The organism is Pseudomonas cannabina, assembly GCF_900100365.1.
Classification (GTDB): Bacteria; Pseudomonadota; Gammaproteobacteria; order Pseudomonadales; family Pseudomonadaceae; genus Aquipseudomonas; species Aquipseudomonas cannabina.
Window position 1 is genome coordinate 282591 of record NZ_FNKU01000001.1, and the last position, 21397, is coordinate 303987.

Sequence of the window (21397 nt, forward strand, 5' to 3'; positions counted from 1 at the left end):
TATGAACCCCCCTTCGGCCAGTCGCTGGCTGCGATCTGTCTTGTTAACGCTGATGCTGTCCCCGACCTCAGGCTTTGCGCTGGTCTACACCGTTCAGAACTCGGGGGCAACCGAGGTCCACGATAGCCTGAACAGCACCGTCGCGATCCCCGCGTCACTGGCTGACGGGGAAGTGGTCTGGCGTTCCGAACCGCTGAACATTCAAGTGGAGTGCGCCAGGGATAGCCTGCAGCCGGGCGAAGAAGAGGTGTTCCTCTATCCGAACCCGGACAACCAAGTGATCGGCCAGGGCATTCGTGCCGGATTGACGCTCGATGCCAGCGATCATCTGCAAAGCAACGGGCGAGTCGGCACCGGGCATTTCTTACCGGTCTGTCGCGAGGAGGAAGCCAGTCTCGACCAGTGCCCGAAGGTACGCTTTAACCTCGGATTTTCCGTGCTCATCCAGAAGTCTGGCGCTACGCCGCCTTCTGGCGTGGCAAGCCAGCTGGCGGATTACCGGTTCTTCCAGCTGGGCGGTTCGACAGGGCCAGACCGGCTGCCGGGGCGTAGCCTGAGTTATGTCATCAATAACCTGAGCGGGCTGCGTTTTGTCGCCTGCGATGCGCAATTGTACGTGAGCCCTGAGACGGTGGATTTCGGCGAGGTGGGCATGCAGCCGGTGGGCGACGGCGAACCGTTTGCGACGCAGCCATTTTCGCTGTCGACCAGTCGCAGCTGTGATTCGCCGTTCAGCATCGATGCCCGGTTCCGGCCGGTGACCGGCCGTGTGTCTGAAGAGCTGCTGGTTCCTTCGAACAACGACTCGGTCGGCATTCGCATTACCAGTGCGGTCAACCGCAAAGCGTTGCCGTACAACCAGCCGTTCCATCTGGCCGAGCTGCTAGGGGAAACACTGGAGGCGCGGGCTGACTTCAATGCCGAGCTGGTCTGGACCAAGGCGCCGCCGAAGCCGGGACCGTTCGAAGCCGAGATCATGATCGATCTGTTCTACAAATGACGGCGACAGGAGGCTTGAGCAGTTGCCCGGTGATTGAGGTATGCTGCGCGACCGCGGGCGCTCGCCCGGCCATTTCGACTTTCTGGTGACACCATGACCACGCCTGAACAATCTCCTGTTCAAGACGCCGCAACCGACGCTGCAGCCGATTCCGACAAGCAGGGGGCTGTCGCGCCGTTCAGCTTTCCGTTCAAGCCTGCGGAGTTCGCTCAGGCCAGGAAAGATCAGGCCTGGTATCAGAAAGCCAACAAACACGGCCATCACAAGACGCCCGGCGTTGCACCGGCGGGCACCCGCAGGTCGATGGGCAAGCGCTGACAGCACGCTTTTGTTCGTTCAGGCGGCCTGCAGTGGAATGAACAGGTAGGACTCCGGCTGGCGGTCGGTCACTTCGGCACCTTCGTCTTGCAAGGTGCTCAACGCCAGTTGCCCGGCGACATGAAATCCCCAGCCGGCGTTTTCGAACGACACGTCAGCCTCGCTGGTCAGCTGCTCGATGGCCGCCGCGAACGCGTTCATGTCCGGCAGATAAGCCACAAAGCCGTTGCCCTTGAGCGCCGTGGTGCGAATGCCCAGTTTCTGACAAATCAGCTGTTTGACCACGATCTCGTCGCGGTCGGCCTGCCGCGACTGCTCTATGAGGGCCTTCAGCTGGGTATCGACCAGCCGGTCGCTGACAATCAGGTCCGGACCCTGTTCCCATGATTCCGGCGGGCAGCCTTTGTTTTCCGGGCGTAGCGGGATGTGCGGATTGATCTCCATCGGATAGATGCGGCACACCAGCGGCCGACGCTCGTAGATGCGGCAGAGATTCTGCTCGCCAAGATTCCGGCAGCGTCCGACGTTGTAGGCCGCGAAGGTGATCGCCACATAAGCCGTGGTACTGCCGCTGCTTACTTCGGTCGAGCGTCGAGTAGCGTGGGTCAGTTGTTCAGCAGGCACACCGAAGCCATTACTCAGAAACGCCTCGGTCAGGACGATCACTTTGCCGCCGTCTGCTGCCCATTGTCTGGCTTCGACCACGGTGAGAGGAACGTGGTGATCGGTACAGCAACCGCCGCAACCTACGCAGGTAAACTGGATATTCATTGTGTCGATGACCCGATCAGAAATGCGCGACGGACGACAATATTTGGTCGTTTGCCCGGCTTGTAACGGATATGAAGCAAGTACTGCGCCACCGCTGGGGCGCGAAAGGTGGCTATACCGCCCGCAGCGACCGCTTCAGGATGCAGGAATAGCGATGCGTTTTACGTAGGACATGCCTGATTTTTCGTAAAGACGTCGCGCCGCCAGGTTGTTTTCCATGACGTATAAATCAGCGACTGCTTCGTGGCGGCGGGTCAGGTGGGCGAACAGATGATGCAGCAGGGCGAAGCCGACTCCACGGTTGCGGGCATCGGGATGCACCACCAGGTCTTTGATGAATGCGCTGGTCCAGCCAGTGATAACACCGATGACTGCACCGTCGCGCAGGGCCAGGAAGCACAGCGACAGGTCGCATTCGGCATCCCGTTCGAACGCGGACAGCCAAGTCGGATAATCCGGGACGTTGCCTGCGCCACCCAGATAACCTGACGTCAGCAAGTGGTGAGTTTCAGCGGCCCGGTCAAGGGTGAGGGGGGTAACCACGACATCAGTTGGCCAGCGAGTCCGCGGCAGCGAGTCGCCAAGATTGCGGCGCATCAGCCAGTAATGTTCGGCCGATGCGTCGGTGGGTTTCGGCTGTGACGCGGGTACGGACGCTGGCAGCAGCGTCCGTAGGGTCAAGACCTCTGTCGTTGAAACGTCGGTCGTTAAAGCCCTTTGGAGACGACGGTGCGTGCGGCCTCGATCAGGCATTTGGTCAGCTCGGGTGACGAGAACTTGGTCAGCACGGCGTCGGCCCCGGCGATCTGGGACTTCTCACTGTTCATCGCGCTGTCGAGCGAAGTATGCAGCAGGATATACAAGTCCTGGAAGTCAGGCGTGTCGCGAAGCGTCCGGGTCAGCGCGTAGCCGTCCATCTCGGACATCTCGATGTCTGAAACCACCACGTTGATCTGTCTCGCCGTGCCCTGCAAATCCAGCAGTACATCGATGGCTTCCTTGGCGCTGCGAGCCGTATGGCATTCGATGCCCAGGTTACGCAGGGTGATGATCGACTGCTGAAGCGCGACCTGGCTGTCGTCGACTACCAGAATGCGAGCCTTGCTCAGCACCTCCGCGTCTTCCTTGGCCAGCTCTGTCGATTGCACGGTAATCCTCGCCGGGGCAATGCCGTGAATCACTTTCTCGATATCCAGCACCTGCACCAGTACGCCATCGACCTGGGTCACCCCGGTGATGAACGACTTGCTGCTGGAGCCGTAGGGCGGTGGACGAATGTCTGTGGTCAGGCAGTGCACAATCTTGCTGACCGCCTGAACGTGCAGGCCCTGCTTGGAGCGACTGACGTCGGTGACGATCAGGCAGCCACCATCGGGGTCGGCCAGTGGACGCTCGCCAATGGCGCGGCTGAGGTCGATGACCGACAGCGATGAACCGCGCAGTGTGGCGATCCCTTTCACGTGCGGGTGCGACTCCGGCAAATGGGTGAGGGGAGGGCAGGGAATAATCTCGCTGACCTTCAACAGGTTGATCGCCATCAGCTTGCCGCTGCGCAACGTGAAGAGGAGCAGCGAGAGAGAATCTGCTCGGACGTTCTTGGACATATTAACCTTCTGGCTTTAGGTGTTTCGTCGCCTGTAGGCGGCAAACAGCTTTCGATGACAGGGTATCGACCTGCGGCGGACAGGCTTGAGGATTTTTAACGTGACGTTATGCGCGTTGCACACGGCTCGAATGCAGGGGCGGCAGTCGGTCGATGCATCACCGGTCGCTCACATGCATTGCCAAGACAGATCAGGATGATGGCATTGTGATTTCTTTACGGTCAAATGGTTCTGCGTGCGATAAAAGGGGTGCGGCCAATCGTCGCAGGTGGTGCAGGTGTTACGGATCTGTTTGAGGCCGGATATTGACCAATGTGCAGGCTGGGTCAAAATGCCGCAGCTATATATAAAGGAAGCGCTGCGGCAAATTGACGCAGCCTTCTATATATAGAAGGATTCTGATCCGGCATTTTTGCGAGGTGGTCTTGTGGAACGCAGGACCATCCGGCTGCCAAATGTGCCCGTATGGCTGTCGGGCGCTTGAGTTGCCGAGGCGGGCAGATGATCATGCCGCACGCTGAGCGACGCAGGCCAGACGCCGCGGCCTGAGCCCTTTGAGCCCGCCGTGTAACGCCGGTAAATCACCCGACCATTTCGATAAGGCCTGTAAATGAGTGACAACACGTTGTACCTAAGACGCGAAAAGCGCTTTCTGGTTCTGCTGGGGATAATCTGTCTGTCCCTGATCGGCGGCGCCTTGTACATGCAGATCGTGCTGGGCGAGGCACCTTGTCCGCTGTGCATCCTGCAGCGATATGCCTTGCTGTTCATCGCCATCTTCGCGTTCCTTGGCGCTGCAATGCCGGGACGCCGCAGCATCACGGCATTCGAGGCGTTGGTTACCCTGAGCGCACTGGGTGGTATCGTGGCTGCAGGGCGTCATGTCTGGATCCTGGCCAATCCGTCCGCCAGCTGCGGTATCGATACCTTGCAACCCATTGTCGACGGTCTGCCATTGGCTACACTGTTTCCTATGGGCTTTCAGGTCAGCGGATTCTGCACAACGCCATATCCGCCAGTTCTTGGATTGTCACTCGCCCAATGGGCATTGGTGGCATTCGTCCTGACGGCAGTACTGGTTCCGGCGTGCATCATTCGCAATCGCCGCAAACCTTACTAAAAACAGGGGCTTTTGAAAAAAATGCCTCGTGATTACGGGGCTTTTTTTCGACTGGATCACGTCTTTCGAGAGCGATTGTTGCAGTCTAAGAGATTAACTGTTACAAAATTAGGCATAGTCATTAAAAATTTACATATCTACAATCCCCAGCACTTGTCGTCCAGCCTGGCTGAACGATCAGAATTTTGAGGCTAGGAGCGTCCCCTGTGCACTCTGAACAGGCAGCGCAACGCTTGCCTCCGAGGGCGTATAATGGCCGCGCTGAAAGCGTCTGTCCTGAACTCTGGGCAGTTCCAGCAACTCAAAAAACAAGAATCCATCGCTAAACCCGGATTTGTCGATATGCCGAAACGCGTACTGGCAGGCCCTTGTTCAATTCAAAAAAATTAGCCGGCACTGGCAGGGCGAAGTGTTGGCGGTCGAAACCCAACTGCACCGCGCAAGCTGCTTTTAGAGGTCGTGAAATGAGTAAAAAAAGGTACCCCAGGTTTTTTGGCTTCTTGGCCCTTTTCTGTATGCTTTTGCTCAGTGGATGCGATGGCGTACCTCTGCTCGATCCGAAAGGGCAGGTGGGTATCGAGCAGCGTAACCTGATCATCATTGCTACATTGCTGATGCTGATTGTGGTGATCCCGGTCATTCTGATGACCCTGATCTTCGCCTGGAAATATCGCGCTTCGAACAAGGCTGCCAAGTACACTCCGGACTGGTCGCACTCCACCAAGATCGAGATCGCAGTCTGGGGCGTACCCATGCTGCTGCTGGTCTTTCTGGGCTACATCACCTACGTCTCGACTCACGAGCTGGACCCTTACCGTCCGCTGGAATCCGACGTCAAGCCGGTCACCATTCAGGCGATCTCGGTCGACTGGAAGTGGGTATTCATCTACCCGGACTACGGCATCGCCACGGTCAACAAAATCGTTTTCCCGGCCAAGACACCGATCAATTTCCAGGTCACGTCGGACAGTGTGATGAACTCGTTCTTCATCCCGGGTCTGGGTGGTCAGATCTACGCGATGGCAGGCATGCACACCAAGTTGCACCTGATTGCCAACGAGAATCACGAATTCAACGGTATTTCGGCCAACTACAGCGGCGCGGGCTTTACCGGTATGAAGTTCAAGGCTATCGCTACCAGTCAGGCTGATTTCGACGCCTGGGTCAGCGAAGTGAAGAGCTCGCCTAAAAAGCTTGGCAAAGACGAGTATGCCGAACTGATCAAGCCGAGCGAACGTAACCCTGTCGAACTCTTTTCCTCGGTCACTCCGAACCTGTTCCAGATCGTCATCGACAAGTATGAAGGTATGAATCCAGGCAAGAAGCACGTCGCTGGTGAGAAGGAAGTGGCCGGTAACGCCGATGCGGAAAAAGGCAAAAATTCAGCTGCTGGGGCAGAGGAGTAAACGATGTTTGGCAAATTAAGTCTGGAAGCGGTACCGTTCCACGAGCCGATAGTCATGGTGACACTTGCCATGATCGCGCTCGGCGGTATTGCGATTGTCGGGTTGATCACCTATTTCCGCAAGTGGACGTACTTGTGGTCTGAGTGGCTGACCTCTGTCGACCACAAGAAAATCGGTGTGATGTACATCATCGTTGCCATGGTCATGCTGCTGCGCGGCTTTGCCGACGCCATCATGATGCGTACCCAACTGGCAATGGCCCAGAACGGTTCCGAAGGGTTCCTTCCGCCTGAGCACTATGACCAGATCTTCACCGCGCACGGTGTGATCATGATCATCTTCATGGCGATGCCGTTCTTCACGGGTCTGATGAACATCGTTCTGCCTCTGCAGATCGGCGCTCGCGACGTGGCGTTCCCGTTCCTGAACTCCCTGAGCTTCTGGCTGCTGGTCGCAGGCATGCTGCTGATCAACCTGTCTCTGGGTGTCGGCGAGTTCGCCAAAACCGGCTGGGTCGCGTATCCGCCTCTTTCCGGGCTGCAATACAGTCCTGGCGTGGGGGTCGACTACTACATCTGGGCGCTACAGCTATCCGGGTTAGGTACGACGCTGACGGGGGTCAACTTCCTCGTGACCGTGCTGAAAATGCGTACCCCTGGCATGAAGCTGATGGACATGCCGATCTTCACCTGGACCTGCACCTGGGCAAACATCCTGATCGTGGCTTCGTTCCCGATCCTGACCGCTACCTTGGCGCTGCTGACCCTTGACCGCTACATGGACTTCCACATTTTCACGAACGAAATGGGCGGTAACCCCATGATGTACGTGAACCTGTTCTGGGCGTGGGGTCACCCTGAGGTGTACATCCTGATCCTGCCGGCCTTCGGTGTGTTCTCGGAAGTCATCTCGACGTTCTCCGGCAAGCGTCTGTTCGGCCACAAGTCGATGATCTTCGCTTCCGGAGCGATCTGTATCCTGGGCTTCATGGTCTGGCTGCACCACTTCTTCACCATGGGTGCGGGTGCCAACGTCAACGCCTTCTTCGGTCTGGCGACGATGCTTATTGCGATCCCGACGGGTGTGAAGCTGTTCAACTGGCTGTTCACCATGTATCAGGGCCGTCTGCGCTTCACCGCGCCAGTGCTCTGGACTCTCGGCTTCATGGTCACCTTCTCGATCGGCGGCATGACCGGCGTTCTGTTGGCGATCCCGGGTGCCGACTTCGTACTGCACAACAGCCTGTTCGTAATCGCTCACTTCCACAACGTCATCATCGGCGGTGCGGTATTCGGTTACATCGCCGGCTTCGCGTTCTGGTTCCCTAAAGCGTTCGGTTTCACCCTGAACGAGAAGTGGGGCAAGGCAGCGTTCTGGTTCTGGATCGTCGGTTTCTTCGTCGCATTCATGCCGCTTTACGCGCTGGGCTTCCTGGGCATGACCCGTCGCCTGAACGCAACCGACATGCCGGAGTGGAACATCTACCTGAACGTCGCGCTGTTCGGTGCCGTGCTGATTGCCATGGGTATCGCTTCGCAGCTGATCCAGTTGTTCGTCAGTATCCGTGACCGCGACAGCAACCGCGATCTGACCGGTGACCCATGGAATGGCCATACCCTGGAATGGTCCACTTCTTCGCCACCACCGTTCTACAACTTTGCCGAGCTGCCAAAGGCTGACGACGTAGACCCGTTCACCGACGCAAAACGTGCGGGCACCGCTTATCAGGTTCCTGCTCGCTACACGTCGATCCACATGCCTAACAACACGCCTACCGGCTTGTACATGGGCCTGCTGTTGACGGTGTTCGGCTTCGCATTCATCTGGCACATCTGGTGGCTGGTTGGCGCAAGCCTGGTGGCAACCATCGCGGTCTTCGTCGCTCACGCTGTGCGTGATGATCAGGGCTACATGGTGCCGGCTGAAGAAGTAGCGCGTATTGAAGGTGAGCATCACAAGGTCCTGGCGGCCAACGGTGCATACACTCCTGTCAAGTCCTCGCTGGAACAGGTTTAAACATGTCGAATATTGCTATCAACTCCGGAGCCCACGATCACGGTCACGACCATGATCACGGGCATGACGATCACCACGACAGCGGTGGCATGACGGTTTACGGCTTCTGGCTGTACCTGATGACCGACTGCGTGCTGTTCGCCTCGTTCTTCGCGGTGTACGCCGTGATGGTCAACAGTGTCGCGGGCGGCCCGTCGGGCCAGGACATTTTCCTGCTGCCATTCGTGGCCGTGGAAACCGCGTTCCTGTTGGTCAGTAGTATCACTTACGGCTTTGCCATGCTGGCGCTGTACAAGGGCAAGAAAAGCCAGGTACTGGGCTGGCTGGCACTGACCTTCCTGTGCGGTGCTGCCTTTATCGGCATGGAAATCTATGAGTTCCATCACCTGATCGAAGAGGGCTTCGGCCCTAGCCGCAGCGGCTTCCTGTCGGCGTTCTTTGCACTGGTCGGCCTGCACGGCGTCCACGTGACAAGCGGCCTGATCTGGATGGCGATCATGATGTTCCAGGTTCAGAAAAAGGGCCTTACCAACACTAACAAGACGCGCCTGAGCTGCCTGAGCCTGTTCTGGCACTTCCTGGACGTTGTCTGGATCGGCGTGTTCACCGTTGTCTATCTGATGGGAGCTTTGTAATGTCAAATTCGCATCACTCCGCTGAAGACAATAGTCACGGCTCCGTCAAGTCGTACATCATCGGCTTCGTACTGTCGGTCATTCTGACCGCCATTCCGTTTGCCTTGGTGATGTCGCCCATGCTGCCGAAAGACATGACGATTGCGATCGTTCTGGTCTTCGCGATCATCCAGATCCTGGTGCACTTGCATTACTTCCTGCACCTGGACTTCACGAGCGTGCAGCGCAACAACGTGATGGCCTTCGCCTTTACCACGATGGTTATCGTTCTGCTGGTCGGCCTGTCGCTGTGGATCATTTTCAGCGTCCACCGCGAAATGATGGCGCATTGAGGAATACCAGATGTCACTGAAGCACTTTATCCAAATCACCAAGCCGGGGATCATTTTCGGTAACGTGCTTTCGGTGGCAGGTGGCTTTTTTCTGGCTTCCAAGGGGAATATCGACTTCGGCGTGTTTCTGGCCGCAATCATCGGTACTTCCCTGGTCGTTGCGTCGGGTTGTGTGTTCAATAACTGCATCGATCGTGATATCGATCAGCGAATGGAAAGGACCCGTAACCGGGTTCTGGTGCAGGGCCTTGTCTCGTTGAGGCTGGCCCTGTTCTACGCAACCATTCTGGGTGTTGCAGGCGTTGCCTTGCTGTACACCGAGGCCAATCCACTGGCGGCATTGTTTGCAGTGATCGGGTTCGTTATCTACGTCGGCTTCTACAGCCTGTACCTGAAACGCAGATCCGTTCACGGCACGCTGGTTGGTAGTCTGTCGGGGGCCATGCCTCCGGTCATTGGCTACTGCGCAGTGAGCAACAGCTTCGATTTTGCGGCCCTGACGCTGCTGGTGATGTTCAGCCTGTGGCAGATGCCGCATTCGTATGCCATCGCGATTTTCCGTTTCAACGACTACAGTGCGGCGAAGATCCCGGTTCTGCCGGTCAAGCGCGGCATTCTGGTTACCAAACGCCACATCCTGCTCTACATCCTGGCCTTCCTCGTGGCGACCCTGATGTTGACGGTAGGCGGTTACGCGGGCCTGAATTATCTCGCTGTCGCGGCGGGCATGGGCATGTACTGGCTGTACATGGCCTGGAAAGGCTACAAGGCCGTTGACGATACGGTCTGGGCTCGCAAGCTGTTCGTGTTCTCCATCTTCACCATCACCGCATTGAGCGTGATGATGTCGGTGGACTTTCAGGTGACCAAAGAGCTGCTGGTAACCTACGCGTTCTGACCGCACCTGAGTTGAAACACCCCAACCCCGTTCCGCAAGGAACGGGGTTTTTTATTACTGCGCTGGCAACGAGGCGTGGACAGAAGTCTGCCGGTAGGCCTGCTTCAGAAACGCCATGTCAGTTTGCAATTATTTCAAGCCTCAGGCCCCGAATGATCTGGCAGAATAAGGCATTGGCCTGACTCGTCCAGGCAGTCGCTAAAATGATAGAGGGCGTTATGAGTCAAGAAAGCATCAACTGGGACACTCTGGGTTTCGACTACATCAAGACCGACAAGCGTTACCTCTCTCACTGGCGCGACGGTGCCTGGGATCAGGGTTCGCTGACCGAAGACAACACGCTGCACATCAGCGAGGGGTCTACCGCGTTGCATTACGGTCAGCAGTGCTTCGAGGGCCTGAAAGCCTATCGCTGCAAAGATGGCTCGATCAACCTGTTCCGTCCTGATCAGAATGCCCTGCGCATGCAGCGCAGCTGTTCTCGCCTGTTGATGCCGCATGTGCCCACTGACGTGTTCATCGAGGCCTGCAAGCAGGTCGTCAAGGCCAATGAACGCTTCATCCCGCCGTATGGCTCCGGCGGTGCGCTTTACCTGCGTCCGTTCGTGATCGGTGTCGGCGATAATATCGGTGTGCGGACCGCGCCCGAGTTTATCTTCTCGATCTTCTGCATTCCGGTCGGTGCCTATTTCAAAGGCGGCCTGAAGCCGAACAACTTCGTGATTTCCGGTTATGACCGTGCTGCACCAAATGGCACGGGCGCCGCCAAGGTCGGTGGCAACTACGCTGCCAGCCTGATGCCGGGTTCCGAGGCCAAGAAACACAGCTTCGCGGATTGCATCTACCTTGATCCGCAAACCCATTCGAAGATCGAGGAAGTGGGTTCAGCCAACTTCTTTGCCATCACCCATGACGATGTGTTCCTGACGCCCAAGTCGCCCTCCGTGCTGCCGGGCATCACCCGTCTGTCGTTGATCGAGCTGGCAAAATCCCGTCTGGGCCTGACGGTCGAAGAGGGCGACGTGTTCATCGACCAGCTCGACACATTCAAGGAAGCGGGCGCTTGCGGCACTGCGGCCGTGATTACTCCGATTGGCGGGATTTCCTACAAGGATAACCTGCATGTGTTCTACAGCCAGACCGAAGTCGGCCCGGTGACTCAGCGCCTGTACAAGGAACTGACCGGTGTCCAGGCCGGTGATATCGAGCCGCCAGCCGGGTGGATCGTCAAGGTCTGACCGGCTGAGTACCTGACAAGAAGTAACGCGCGTGCCAATACTCGCATTGGTACGCCGCTCAGGACGCAGTCGCCGTCTCTTCCTCAACCGGCTCTTTCGCTGGGCCCAGCACGATTGCCAAGTGCCGCAAGTCGTCGACTTCCAGGCTGTAGCTCTTGCCCGACGGGCTTTGAGTGAGGTTGCCCAGTGCATAAACGGTGAAAAACTTCACCGCGTCGGCGTGGCTCAACAGTTCACTGATGTAACGGCTGGAACGATAAGCCTGCATGTGTGCAGGTGATACATAGAGCGTCACCAGCTTGCCTTCCAGGCGGTCGAAGAACTTGAATTTGAATCCGGGCCCGTAGCGCTGCTCGACCAGCCCTCCGCCATACAGGACGCGGCCGTTGTCACCCGGTTTTGCGTATTTCATGTGACGAAAGTACGAACGCAGGGAAATTTCACCCTGGCCGGGCACCTTGAGTTTCAGCAGCTTGAAATCTTCCAGCGACAGTTCGGCTTTGGCCTGGCGATAGCTGTCCACCAGCCGCTCGAGATTGTTGGTCCGCGTCTCGCTGTAACGGGGTGACTTCGGTGCAGCAGGTTCTGTTGGCGGGTCGGCGACGGGCGGACGTTGCTCCGTAGCGCCAGCCTTTTCCGGGCCGGACGCATCTTTGGCTGGCTGCTTGATGGCTGGCTGTTTCAAGGTCGGGTCGAAAACGTCGATGTAGTCATCCAGCTTGCGTTTCGCCTTGCGCACGCGCGTCTGTGCATCGGTCTCCTCATTCGGCTCCTCAGCCTCCTCCTCAGCGTTCGCGTCCACCCATTCACAGCCCGGATGGTGATCGTAGTGCGGATTGGCCCGAAAATGTGCGGCGACGAAGGTCGGGTTGTCTTGGGGTTTTACGTCGTAGCGTACCCCGGTCACCTTGGCCCCCAGCGTCCGGCAGGCTTCGTTCGAGCAGAGAAACTCGAATCGCGCGCGGGGTGGCTCCTGGGAGAAGTATTCGCGTCGGGCAGCAGCAATCGACAGCTCCTGCTGCAATTCGACGCAAAATGCGCGGGTGATGGGCTTGCTGGGCTTCATGCGAATCGTCCGTGTTCATCCAGGACAACACGCTATTTCAGGCGCAAAGCGCTTGCAACAAAATATGTGCAATGCGCTGAAAAGCGGCGGGCAGGGTGGGACCCGTTACTCGGCTGTACCCCTCGCGCTGTGACGCAAGGGGTACGAATGGCATCAGGACAGGCGGAAACGTCCCACGATGTTGTTCAGGTCCAGCGCCAGCGTCGACAGCTCGCGGCTTGCGCTGGCGGTCTGTTGTGCGCCCGATGATGACTGTGCCGAGAGGTCGCGGATGTTCATGAGGTTGCGGTCCACTTCGCGAGCTACGTGGGCCTGCTGCTGGGCAGCGCTGGCGATCACCAGATTCAGATCGTTGATCTCGCTCACCGCAGCGCTGATGACGGTCAGCGATTCATTGGCGCCTTCGGCAATGCCAAGCGTTTCGCTGGCCAGCTCGGTATTACCGCGCATGGAGCCTACGGCGCGTTCGGTGCCGTTCTGGATATTGGTCACCAGACGTTCGATTTCGCTGGTCGATTGCTGAGTGCGATGAGCCAGGGCACGGACCTCATCCGCCACGACCGCGAACCCGCGCCCGGCCTCGCCCGCGCGCGCAGCTTCGATCGCGGCGTTGAGCGCGAGCAGATTGGTCTGCTCGGCAAGGCCTCGAATAACATCCAGCACCTTGCCGATGTCGCGCGACTGACCGGCCAGTTCGCCGATCAGGGTCGCGGTTTTCTGCACATCCGTGCTCATGGTATTGATTGAGGTCACGGTCTTTTTGACCAACCCCAGACCGTCTTGCGCAGCGCTGGTCGCATTGCTCGACGAGCGCGCCGTATGCTCGGCGTTGCGCGCCACTTCTTCCACTGCGCTGGTCATTTCATTGACCGCAGTGGCGGCTTGATCGATCTCGTTGTTCTGACGCTGGATACCCTGCACACCGTCTTCAGTGATGGCCGTCATCTCTTCGGCAGCGGCGGCCAGCTGGGTCGCAGAGCTTGAAATCTGTTGCAGAGTTTCGCGCAGCTGGGTCTGCATCGCGAACACCGCAGCCGCGACGCTGGACGTGTCATTGGCGCTGATAGTGATCGGGCTGCTCAAGTCGCCGCGGGCGATGGTGCGGGTGAGCGTCGCGACGTTGCTTGGCTCGCCATCAATCGCTGAAAGGATGCTGCGTATGGTCATGAGGGTCACGATCACGCCCAATATCGCAATCGCCAGCGTAGCGCCGATGGACAGGTTGGTGGCCTGGGTGGCGCTGGATTCCTGATCGGCGAAACGTTCGCCTGCGTGTTGCTTGCCTTGTTCGCGCAGCGTTTGCAGGGTCTTGAACACCTGCTCGGCAAAAGGTTTGACCTCGGTCCGGTTAATAGTGGTCGCCGCGGCGATATCACCCGTCTGGATCACGGTGGTCTGGTGTCGCATGCCGTCACGTAACTTGACGTAGTCGCGCTGCAACTGTTGGGTCAGGTTCACATCGAGGGTTTCTGCGGTGTTCTTGCTCAGCTGGACGGTCAGCTCGTCGAGTCTGGCGAAAGCAGCCTCGTTTTCATTCTTCCAGCCCGCCGTCTGTTCCGGGTTGCCGATGGCGATCATGCGCAAGATATTGATGTCCACCCGGGTGAGCGCACCGTCGATATTGTTAACCGCTTCGGTGGCCAGAAAATCCTTGCTGTAGAGCGCATCGACATTTTCAGTGGATGTCTTGAGCGTGTGGATCATGAACACCGACAGCGCGATAAACGCAGCGATGATGGCGAATGTAGATGCCATCAATCGCTGTTTTACGGTCAGGCCGTCAGCAGGCGTTTGAGTCTGGATCATGGGATTTCCCTATGAAAGCTATCGAGGGCCTGGTCATTTGCACCGGGGATCAAGTAGCTATCGGCGTCGAAAATCCCGACTTTAGGTAATGGCTAAATAATATCTATCAGGGGGTGGCGGGTACCGCCAGCCACTCACTCAGCGCTTGTTGATACTCGCCGGTGGCCTTGCTCAGGTGCAGCCACTGGTCGACATAGGCTTTCCAGGCAACATCGTCGCGTGGCAACAGATAGGCTTTTTCGCCGTATTGCAGGGAGCGGGTCGGATTCACGGCGCACAGGCCCGGCATGCGTTTCTGTTGATAAAGCGCTTCGGAGGCATCGGTGATCATCACGTCGGCCTTCTTGTCCAGCAACTCCTGAAAGATGGTCTTGTTGTCGTGAAAGGCCAGCGAGGCCTTCGGCAGATGGGCACGGGCGAATGCCTCGTTGGTGCCACCGGCAGGCTCGATCAGGCGCACTGAAGGCTGATTGAGCTGTTCGACGGTCTGGTACAACGCCTGATCCTCGCAACGCACCAGCGGGATCTTGCCGTCGATATCCAGGGTGTTGCTGAAGAAGGCTTTCTTCTGCCGTTCCAGGCTGACCGAAATGCCGCCCATGCCGATGTCGCATTTTCCACCGACTATGTCAGGCATCAGGTTTTTCCAGGTCGTTGGTACCCACTGCACCGTGACGCCCAGACTCTTGGCCAGCGAGCGGGCCAGGGTGATGTCGATGCCCTCGTATTCGCCGTCTTCGCGCAACAGGGTATAGGGCTTGTAATCGCCCGTGGTGCAGACCGCCAGCTGGCCCGTCTGAATGACCTTGTCCAGATGCGAGTTTGATTCCTGAGCCTGTGCCGGAGCCATAGCTGTCATGCCCGACAACAGAACGGTCAGTGCGCTGTATTTCAGATTGATCATGGGGCGGGGTGCTCGCGACTGTGCGTTTGATTATATAAATGTGACAGAGTGCTTTATTTGGCATGCCGATGTGAAGCAGCAATCAGGTTATGCATTCTCTGCATTTTTCAAATCAGGGGTTGAACATTTCGTAAAAAAGCGTAATGTTGCGCCCCATGATTCTTGAGCAAATCAAAGCGGTCGGTAACGACACTCGCATGTTGATCATGGAGTGGCTGAAAGACCCGCGAGCCCATTTCCCTCCCCAGGACCACGGTGATCCGGCGATAGGCGTGTGCGTGTCGCACATTCAGGCCAAGGCCAATCTGTCGGCGTCCACGGCGTCTGCGCACCTGGCTATCCTGCAACGTGCCGGACTGGTTCAGGCCACGCGGATTGGCAAATGGACTTACTTCCGCCGTGACGAACTGGCCATCGACCGGTTTGCCGATCGGCTCAAGAAAGAACTTTAAGTTTTGTTTATACATTTCGTCATTTTGCGTAATGTTGAATTGATAGGAGATTGACCATGAGTAACACCACTATCTACGTGCAGGCCGGCGGCGGCTACGATCAGGTCAGCGTTGGCGACAGCGAAGTGCTGGCACCGAAAGCCGGTGAAATCACCGTGCGTCTGCACGCCAACTCGCTCAACTATCACGATTTCGCCGTCGTCACCGGCATGTGGGCGCCGACTGAAAAGCGTATTCCCATGGCCGATGGCGCGGGTGTGGTCACAGCGGTAGGCGAGGGCGTCAGCGAGTTCAAGGTTGGCGATTCAGTCGTCAGCACGTTCTTCCCGGAGTGGATCAGCGGCGAGCCTCTGGTTGAAGGGTTTGTCACGGTGCCGGGCGATGGCGTCGACGGCTACGCTCGCCACCAGGTCACGGCCCGTGCCACCTCGTTCACGCGCGCGCCGTTGGGCTACAGCCATGCTGAAGCTTCAACGCTGACCACTGCCGGCCTCACCGCCTGGCGTGCGCTGATGGTCGATGATTCGCTGAAAGCCGGTGATACCGTGCTGGTGCAAGGCACTGGCGGCGTGTCGATCTTCGCCTTGCAGTTTGCCAAGATGGTCGGTGCAACGGTGATCGCGACGTCTTCCAGCGATGAAAAACTGGAGCGTTTGCAGGCCATGGGCGCCGACCACCTGATCAACTATCGCAAAGACAGCAACTGGGGCGAGACGGCCCGCAAGCTGACCGGTGGGCGCGGTGTAGACCACATTATCGACGTCGGCGGGCCATCGACTCTGCAGCACTCGATGAACGCTGCGCGAGTGGGCGGCCATATTTCGGTCATCGGCATTCTGAGCGGTGTCGCCGGTCAGCTGGAATTCGTTCCGGCGCTGGTCAAACAACTGCGCATGCAGGGCGTGCTGGTCGGCAGCCGCACCCAGCAACAGGACATGATTCGCGCCATCGACGCCAACGGCATGCGTCCGGTCATGGACCGTTCGTTCCCGCTGACCGACATTGTCGAAGCGTTCAAGTATCAGGAAACCAACCAGCATTTCGGCAAGATCTGCCTGGATATCTGATTCTCTGCTCTGCGTAGATTCTGATGCGCAGGCCCTTGCTGCCGGGAGGTCGACAGGCACGTCGACCTGCTGGCAGTGACGTTTTGCATCAATTCCTCCGGCGACCCGTTCGCATTCTTTTGCATCAAACTCCGCCTGGCTGTGGTCACAGCTTCTGTGACATCACGGACGTTGTGCGGCATGCACAAGCACGCTGCTCAGGACGACGTCCAATCTGATTACCAGAACAGGGATGCATTGAAACCTATGAAAACTCATCTATGGCTGGGCCTGCTTGGCGCTTTTTCCCTCAGTGCCCAGGCGGCATCGCTGGACGTTCCGATCAATATGGTCAGTGCCGACGGCGCGCCCAAACCCATCGGCAGCGTGACGGTCAGCGAAACCGACTACGGTTTGCTGTTCACCCCGAAACTCACCGGTCTGCCTGCGGGCATCCACGGTTTTCACGTGCATGAAAACGCTAGCTGCGAGGCGGGTACCAAAGACGGTGCCAAGGTAGCAGCGCTGGCAGCAGGCGGGCACTTTGACCCGGCCAAGACCGGCAAGCACCTTGGCCCTTACGCTGACGGTCATCTCGGTGACCTGCCTGCGTTGTACGTGACAGCCGACGGCAAAGCGGATTACCCGGTACTGGCGCCGCGCTTGAAGAAATTGTCTGAAATCAAAGGTCACGCGTTGATGGTCCACGCGGGCGGCGACAACCATGCCGATATGCCCAAACCATTGGGCGGTGGCGGTGATCGGGCTGCTTGTGGTGTGATCGTGGGGTGATTATGTGCCTTGTGCCTGTGCCCGATGGGGTGCAGGCACGCCCTGAACAGGTTTCTGCTCAAGGCAGGCTGAACCGCATCGATAGAGTTTTATTAGCTGGCGACAGTGCCGCACAAAAGGTCTGTTGTGCGCAACGATCAGCGCAGTCCGTGCGCTGAATGAGGTGCGTTAAAACCCGCGTGGCTCAGACGTCGAAGAAATCGACCTTGCCGTTTTCCAGGCTGTAGTAAGCGCCAACCACCTTGACCTTGCCGTCCTTGATCGGATTCATCAGGGTCGGCTCGGACGCCGTGCGCAAGCGTGCAACGGTGCGCTGAACGTTGGCCTTGACCGAGTCTTCCAGCAGGCTTGCACCTTTTCTGGCCTTGGCAGTCAACACCGCTGGCAGAATAGGTTCGATCATCTGGCCTATCGCGCCCGGATAAACCGTGCTGTCTTCGACCACTGATACGGCAGCAGCCACCGCGCCGCACTTCTCGTGACCCATTACCACCACCAGCGGCACACCCAGTTGGCTGACACCGTATTCAATCGAGCCCAGTGCTGCGGTATCCACGGTGTTGCCTGCGTTGCGCACGATGAACAGTTCACCCAGGCCACGGCCAAACAGCAGTTCCGGCGGTACGCGTGAGTCCGAGCAGGAGATCAGGATGCAGAACGGCGTCTGACCTTTGGCAATTTCCAGACGCCGGTCACGGTCGCTCTCGACCTTGATGACCTTGTCCGTCATGAACGCATTATTACCATCACGCAGCGCTTTGAGCGCCTGGTCGGCGGTCATGACGGTACGTGGAGACGTCGGCGCAGCAGCCTGGGCCATAGACGGGAATTCCATCAGCGCTGCGGCGACAGGAAGACAACACGCACACTGAAGAACTTTGCGGCGGGACAGGGACGAATTCATAAGAAGCCTCGGGCTTGTTAACTGTCAAAGAGCGATTGGATCCCGCCCAGGCGGCGCTGGATGCGGGACCTGTCCACTTCATACAGCCACTGGAATTTCATTTCCAATTGTATTTATTTCGATACGTGTCGCGGATGCCGAGATGACCAGCTCACTCGACGTGCCTGACCGCGCACACTGCACAATCAAGCAGGTTTTAGCGCGTCTTCATGATGCAACGCCGAGTGGCCGGTCTTGTCGCTTTTCACCTCATACTGCGGCGCATCTTTCGAGGCCGGCCGGTGCTTACCCATGAACTCCACATCCTTGACATGCACTTTAGTGATCTTGCCCTGTATTTCACCTGCTTCTGAATTCCAGCGCACAGCGTCGCCAACCTTGAATGAAGTGCTCATGGGCTTTCCTCTCTCGGTAATTTTTCTGGCGTTTTGCCAGTCACTAATGGGAGTCGGCGGCGGCGGGGGAATTCCATTGGCGTGGATAGATGACAGTGCTCGTTCTCGGCTCAACAGGTCCAGTTGAATGCGTAACCAAGAGAGAGCACCCCGCCCTCCATATTTCAACCCGGGGTTCCCGCATCATTGTGTCGTGGTGTAACGTTGAAAGCTTTCTGATCGAGCGATCAGGATTTTCAGAACTTTCGCCACGGAATGCCCACGACAATGAACTTTGCCCTTAAAAAACTGGCTGCTGCGACGCTGATGCTGGCCAGTCTTTCAATGTTTGCCAGCGCTGCACACGCCAACATCACCGAGCAACAGAGCGCGGCCATTCTCAAGACGTCCAGTGAGGCATCGCTGACCGATTTCAGGCAGTTCCTGTCAGGCCTGAGTAAAAGCGATGTCGCCAGGAGCGCCAATCTGGAACCGGCCATCAGTGCGTTTCTCGCTAACGGTAAACTGTCCGAAACGCAGCAGAACGATGTCTATCGTTTGCTCGGTCTTTACACCCGTTTGAAATACGGCAGTGCAGCCACCGAAACCCTGCGCGAATTGGTAGCGATTCCCACTGTTCGGGTCGACGGCGTTGCGCAGCATGACAACCCGGCATTCATCAAGATCGCCGACACGATCAAGCGCCTTGCCGAAAGCTTCAACCTGAAGTTTCGCAACGTCGATAACCGTGTCTACGAAATCTCGCTCGATGGCGCCGGTGATGAGGTCGTCGGCATTCATGTTCATGCCGATGTGGTGCCGGTCACGCCGGAAAACTGGGTGCTGCCGGACGGTACCAGGCTGGACCCGTTCAACGTCACGCTGATCGGTGATCGCATGTACGGGCGCGGCACCGAGGATGACAAGAATGGCATCGTGGTGTCGTTGTATGCCATGAAGGTGATCAAGGAAGAGAAGCTGCCGCTGACCAGAAACTTCAAGTTGTTGATCGACACGACTGAAGAAACGACTGGCGACGCCATCCCTTATTACTTTGAACGCAACCCGACGCCTGATTACAACCTGGCGCTGGATGGCAGCTATCCGGTGGTCATTGCCGAAAAAGGCTACGGCACGGTCATGGCCGGTTTTACCCGCAGAGCGGCGCAAGGCGAGGGCGCGGAAATTACCTCGGTGACCGGCGGCATGGCCACTAACCAGATTCCGTCGAAGTCGGTCGCCACATTGACAACTGACACGCCTGCGGAGCTTGCAGCCAGCCTGCAACAGGCGGGCGCTGATTACATCAAGCGCAACGGCGGCAACTTCGAAGTGGCCGCGAAGGTCGAGGGCAAAGACGTCAAGCTGACGATCACCGGCGTATCCGCACACTCATCCGACCCTGAGTCCGGCGTCAATCCGGTTGCACGGATGCTGGACTTCATCAACAGCCTGGAAGGTAACGTTGCGCTCAAGCACAACCACATCACGGACGCTGCGCGATATGCGGCTGACAATTGGGGGCTGGATTATCTGGGCAACAAGCTGGGCATCGGTTTCTCCGATGAGTTCATGGGCCCGCTGACCGCTTCTCTGACCTATGTTGCGATGGATGAAAAGGTCTTCAAACTCGCAGTCAACCTGCGCGTGCCCAAGGGCAAGTCTGCGGACGTGCTCAAGGCAGAAATCGCCGACAAGCTTGCGGCCTGGAGCAAGAAAACCGATATCAAACCTGCGTTCGATTATTCGATTGCCAAGCCGATGTATCGCAACCCGGAGGGTGAATGGGTCAAGACACTGTTGGCCGTCGCCAGCGAGAATCTGGGGATGGAGCATAAGTTCGGTACGTCTGCCGGTGCGACATCGGTCCATGATTTGCCGAACGGTGTGCAATTCGGCCTGGCCAGGCCCGACGTCAAGTACACCGGCCACACGGACAGCGAGTTCAAGACCACCGGGCAGTTCCTGCTGGACCTGCAAATAGTGACCGAAATGATGAGTCGTCTCGGTCAGTTGCCGAAGCTGTAATGCCATACGTGGGTCTGTCTCGCGGCGGGCCCTTTTCTCTGAAACATCCAAGCCAGGAAGAAACCGACGCTTTACCATTCGGTTTCGTGTGCATAAGGATTTACCTGTGAAAACACTCTTCACCCTCGCACTCGTCAGTCTTGTCGCCTGCACGGCAAGCAGCGCCATAGCCGCAGTCACCGCCGTGCCAGGCAACTCATCGGACAGCACCACCAGCAATGGCAAGCTTCAGCCGCCTGTCAAATACGCCACCGTGTGGGCGGACGAAAAGGGCGCGACTCATGTCGATCATTGCCGGATCGAGGGGCTTGAATTCAAAAGCTATGCGCCGCCGGCCGAGCCTCAATGGATTGGCGTATCGCCCGATGAGGTCGAGAGCATTGCCTACGCCGTTCTGCCGCCAGGTTACGTCGGCAGTTGGCATCACGCCCCCGGCCCGCAGTGGGTCATTACCCTGCAGGGTCAATGGTCGGTGGAAACGACCGATGGCACGGTGTTGGTTCAGGGGCCGGGCGAGATGCAGTTCAATGCCGACAGCACCGCCAAAGCGCGTCCTGATGACGATCGGGTCGGGCATCTGAGCCGCACTGTGGGTGATCAGCCCAACGTGCAGTTGATCGTGAAACTCAAGCCTAAAGCTGCTGCCAAACGTACTCGTGGCGCATGCGCGTATTGATATCAGGACAT

22 protein-coding genes and 1 pseudogene are annotated in these 21397 nt (G+C 57.8%); 14 read left to right on the plus strand and 9 right to left on the minus strand.

Annotated features, from left to right (window positions below):
• Position 1: 1 nt before the first annotated feature.
• Together BLT55_RS01340 and BLT55_RS01345 are read left to right on the plus strand one after the other, a co-directional pair.
• Complete coding sequence (locus BLT55_RS01340; protein ID WP_054999619.1) at positions 2-1000, plus strand: fimbrial protein; 999 nt, start codon at positions 2-4, stop codon at positions 998-1000.
• A 93-nt stretch (positions 1001-1093) separates the two neighbouring features.
• Positions 1094-1318 carry a hypothetical protein gene (locus BLT55_RS01345; protein WP_007248407.1) on the plus strand — a complete coding sequence of 75 codons (225 nt, stop codon included), beginning with the start codon at positions 1094-1096 and terminating at the stop codon, positions 1316-1318.
• A gap of 18 nt (positions 1319-1336) precedes the next feature.
• Here BLT55_RS01345 and BLT55_RS01350 read toward each other — a convergent pair whose 3' ends face one another.
• The 3 genes from BLT55_RS01350 to BLT55_RS01360 all read right to left on the minus strand — a co-directional run bounded on the left by BLT55_RS01350 (position 1337) and on the right by BLT55_RS01360 (position 3693).
• The gene (locus tag BLT55_RS01350) at positions 1337-2089 is read right to left on the minus strand and encodes a YkgJ family cysteine cluster protein (RefSeq protein ID WP_054999618.1); all 753 of its coding nucleotides are present in this window, start codon (positions 2087-2089) and stop codon (positions 1337-1339) included.
• Between the two features lie 135 nt (positions 2090-2224).
• Complete coding sequence (locus tag BLT55_RS01355; protein ID WP_054999630.1) at positions 2225-2686, minus strand: GNAT family N-acetyltransferase; 462 nt, start codon at positions 2684-2686, stop codon at positions 2225-2227.
• 110 nt (positions 2687-2796) lie between these two features.
• Positions 2797-3693, minus strand: coding sequence for a chemotaxis protein (locus BLT55_RS01360; protein WP_054999617.1), 897 nt, complete (start codon positions 3691-3693; stop codon positions 2797-2799).
• Positions 3694-4303: 610 nt separating this feature from the next.
• Here BLT55_RS01360 and BLT55_RS01365 point away from each other — a divergent pair.
• From BLT55_RS01365 to BLT55_RS01400, 7 genes are all read left to right on the plus strand, one after another.
• The gene (locus BLT55_RS01365) at positions 4304-4813 is read left to right on the plus strand and encodes a disulfide bond formation protein B (RefSeq protein WP_007248411.1); all 510 of its coding nucleotides are present in this window, start codon (positions 4304-4306) and stop codon (positions 4811-4813) included.
• Between the two features lie 464 nt (positions 4814-5277).
• Positions 5278-6219 (plus strand): ubiquinol oxidase subunit II, encoded by a 942-nt coding sequence (cyoA, locus tag BLT55_RS01375; RefSeq protein WP_007248412.1) that lies wholly within the window; start codon positions 5278-5280, stop codon positions 6217-6219.
• Between the two features lie 3 nt (positions 6220-6222).
• Positions 6223-8235 (plus strand): cytochrome o ubiquinol oxidase subunit I, encoded by a 2013-nt coding sequence (gene cyoB / locus BLT55_RS01380; RefSeq protein ID WP_054999616.1) that lies wholly within the window; start codon positions 6223-6225, stop codon positions 8233-8235.
• A 2-nt stretch (positions 8236-8237) separates the two neighbouring features.
• A complete protein-coding gene (locus tag BLT55_RS01385) occupies positions 8238-8870 on the plus strand; it encodes a cytochrome o ubiquinol oxidase subunit III (RefSeq protein WP_024675373.1) in 633 nt (210 codons plus the stop codon).
• Positions 8870-9202 (plus strand): cytochrome o ubiquinol oxidase subunit IV, encoded by a 333-nt coding sequence (cyoD, locus tag BLT55_RS01390; protein ID WP_003375849.1) that lies wholly within the window; start codon positions 8870-8872, stop codon positions 9200-9202. Before BLT55_RS01385 ends, cyoD begins: the two co-directional genes overlap by 1 nt.
• Before the next feature lie 10 nt (positions 9203-9212).
• Positions 9213-10100: a heme o synthase gene (gene cyoE / locus BLT55_RS01395; protein ID WP_007248415.1), complete on the plus strand. Its 888-nt coding sequence runs from the start codon at positions 9213-9215 to the stop codon at positions 10098-10100.
• Between the two features lie 218 nt (positions 10101-10318).
• Positions 10319-11338, plus strand: coding sequence for a branched-chain amino acid aminotransferase (locus BLT55_RS01400; RefSeq protein ID WP_054999615.1), 1020 nt, complete (start codon positions 10319-10321; stop codon positions 11336-11338).
• 58 nt (positions 11339-11396) lie between these two features.
• Here BLT55_RS01400 and BLT55_RS01405 read toward each other — a convergent pair whose 3' ends face one another.
• The 4 genes and pseudogenes from BLT55_RS01405 to BLT55_RS01415 all read right to left on the minus strand — a co-directional run bounded on the left by BLT55_RS01405 (position 11397) and on the right by BLT55_RS01415 (position 15114).
• Positions 11397-12404 (minus strand): hypothetical protein, encoded by a 1008-nt coding sequence (locus tag BLT55_RS01405; RefSeq protein ID WP_054999614.1) that lies wholly within the window; start codon positions 12402-12404, stop codon positions 11397-11399.
• A gap of 153 nt (positions 12405-12557) precedes the next feature.
• On the minus strand, positions 12558-13625 hold the full coding sequence (locus tag BLT55_RS34620; RefSeq protein WP_412778950.1) for a methyl-accepting chemotaxis protein: 1068 nt from the start codon (positions 13623-13625) through the stop codon (positions 12558-12560).
• 36 nt (positions 13626-13661) lie between these two features.
• Positions 13662-14210 (minus strand): annotated as a pseudogene (locus BLT55_RS34625) (MCP four helix bundle domain-containing protein); the annotation flags it as partial.
• Positions 14211-14316: 106 nt separating this feature from the next.
• Positions 14317-15114, minus strand: coding sequence for a transporter substrate-binding domain-containing protein (locus BLT55_RS01415; protein WP_054999613.1), 798 nt, complete (start codon positions 15112-15114; stop codon positions 14317-14319).
• 143 nt (positions 15115-15257) lie between these two features.
• Between BLT55_RS01415 and BLT55_RS01420 the strand changes: the two genes are divergently transcribed.
• The 3 genes from BLT55_RS01420 to sodC all read left to right on the plus strand — a co-directional run bounded on the left by BLT55_RS01420 (position 15258) and on the right by sodC (position 17404).
• A complete protein-coding gene (locus BLT55_RS01420; RefSeq protein WP_074799869.1) occupies positions 15258-15566 on the plus strand; it encodes an ArsR/SmtB family transcription factor in 309 nt (102 codons plus the stop codon).
• 56 nt (positions 15567-15622) lie between these two features.
• Positions 15623-16633: a zinc-dependent alcohol dehydrogenase family protein gene (locus BLT55_RS01425; RefSeq protein ID WP_054999611.1), complete on the plus strand. Its 1011-nt coding sequence runs from the start codon at positions 15623-15625 to the stop codon at positions 16631-16633.
• 246 nt (positions 16634-16879) lie between these two features.
• On the plus strand, positions 16880-17404 hold the full coding sequence (sodC, locus tag BLT55_RS01430) for a superoxide dismutase family protein (protein WP_054999610.1): 525 nt from the start codon (positions 16880-16882) through the stop codon (positions 17402-17404).
• Between the two features lie 184 nt (positions 17405-17588).
• Here sodC and BLT55_RS01435 read toward each other — a convergent pair whose 3' ends face one another.
• Positions 17589-18308 (minus strand): carbonic anhydrase, encoded by a 720-nt coding sequence (locus BLT55_RS01435; RefSeq protein ID WP_042912296.1) that lies wholly within the window; start codon positions 18306-18308, stop codon positions 17589-17591.
• Positions 18309-18493: 185 nt separating this feature from the next.
• Positions 18494-18703: a hypervirulence associated TUDOR domain-containing protein gene (locus BLT55_RS01440; RefSeq protein WP_007248424.1), complete on the minus strand. Its 210-nt coding sequence runs from the start codon at positions 18701-18703 to the stop codon at positions 18494-18496.
• A gap of 267 nt (positions 18704-18970) precedes the next feature.
• On the opposite strand from BLT55_RS01440, the gene BLT55_RS01445 reads away from it, so the two are divergent.
• Both BLT55_RS01445 and BLT55_RS01450 read left to right on the plus strand, forming a co-directional pair.
• On the plus strand, positions 18971-20710 hold the full coding sequence (locus BLT55_RS01445; RefSeq protein ID WP_054999609.1) for a dipeptidase: 1740 nt from the start codon (positions 18971-18973) through the stop codon (positions 20708-20710).
• 106 nt (positions 20711-20816) lie between these two features.
• Entirely contained in the window at positions 20817-21386 is a 570-nt protein-coding gene (locus BLT55_RS01450; protein ID WP_054999608.1) for a cupin domain-containing protein, read from the plus strand.
• Positions 21387-21397 lie beyond the last annotated feature (11 nt).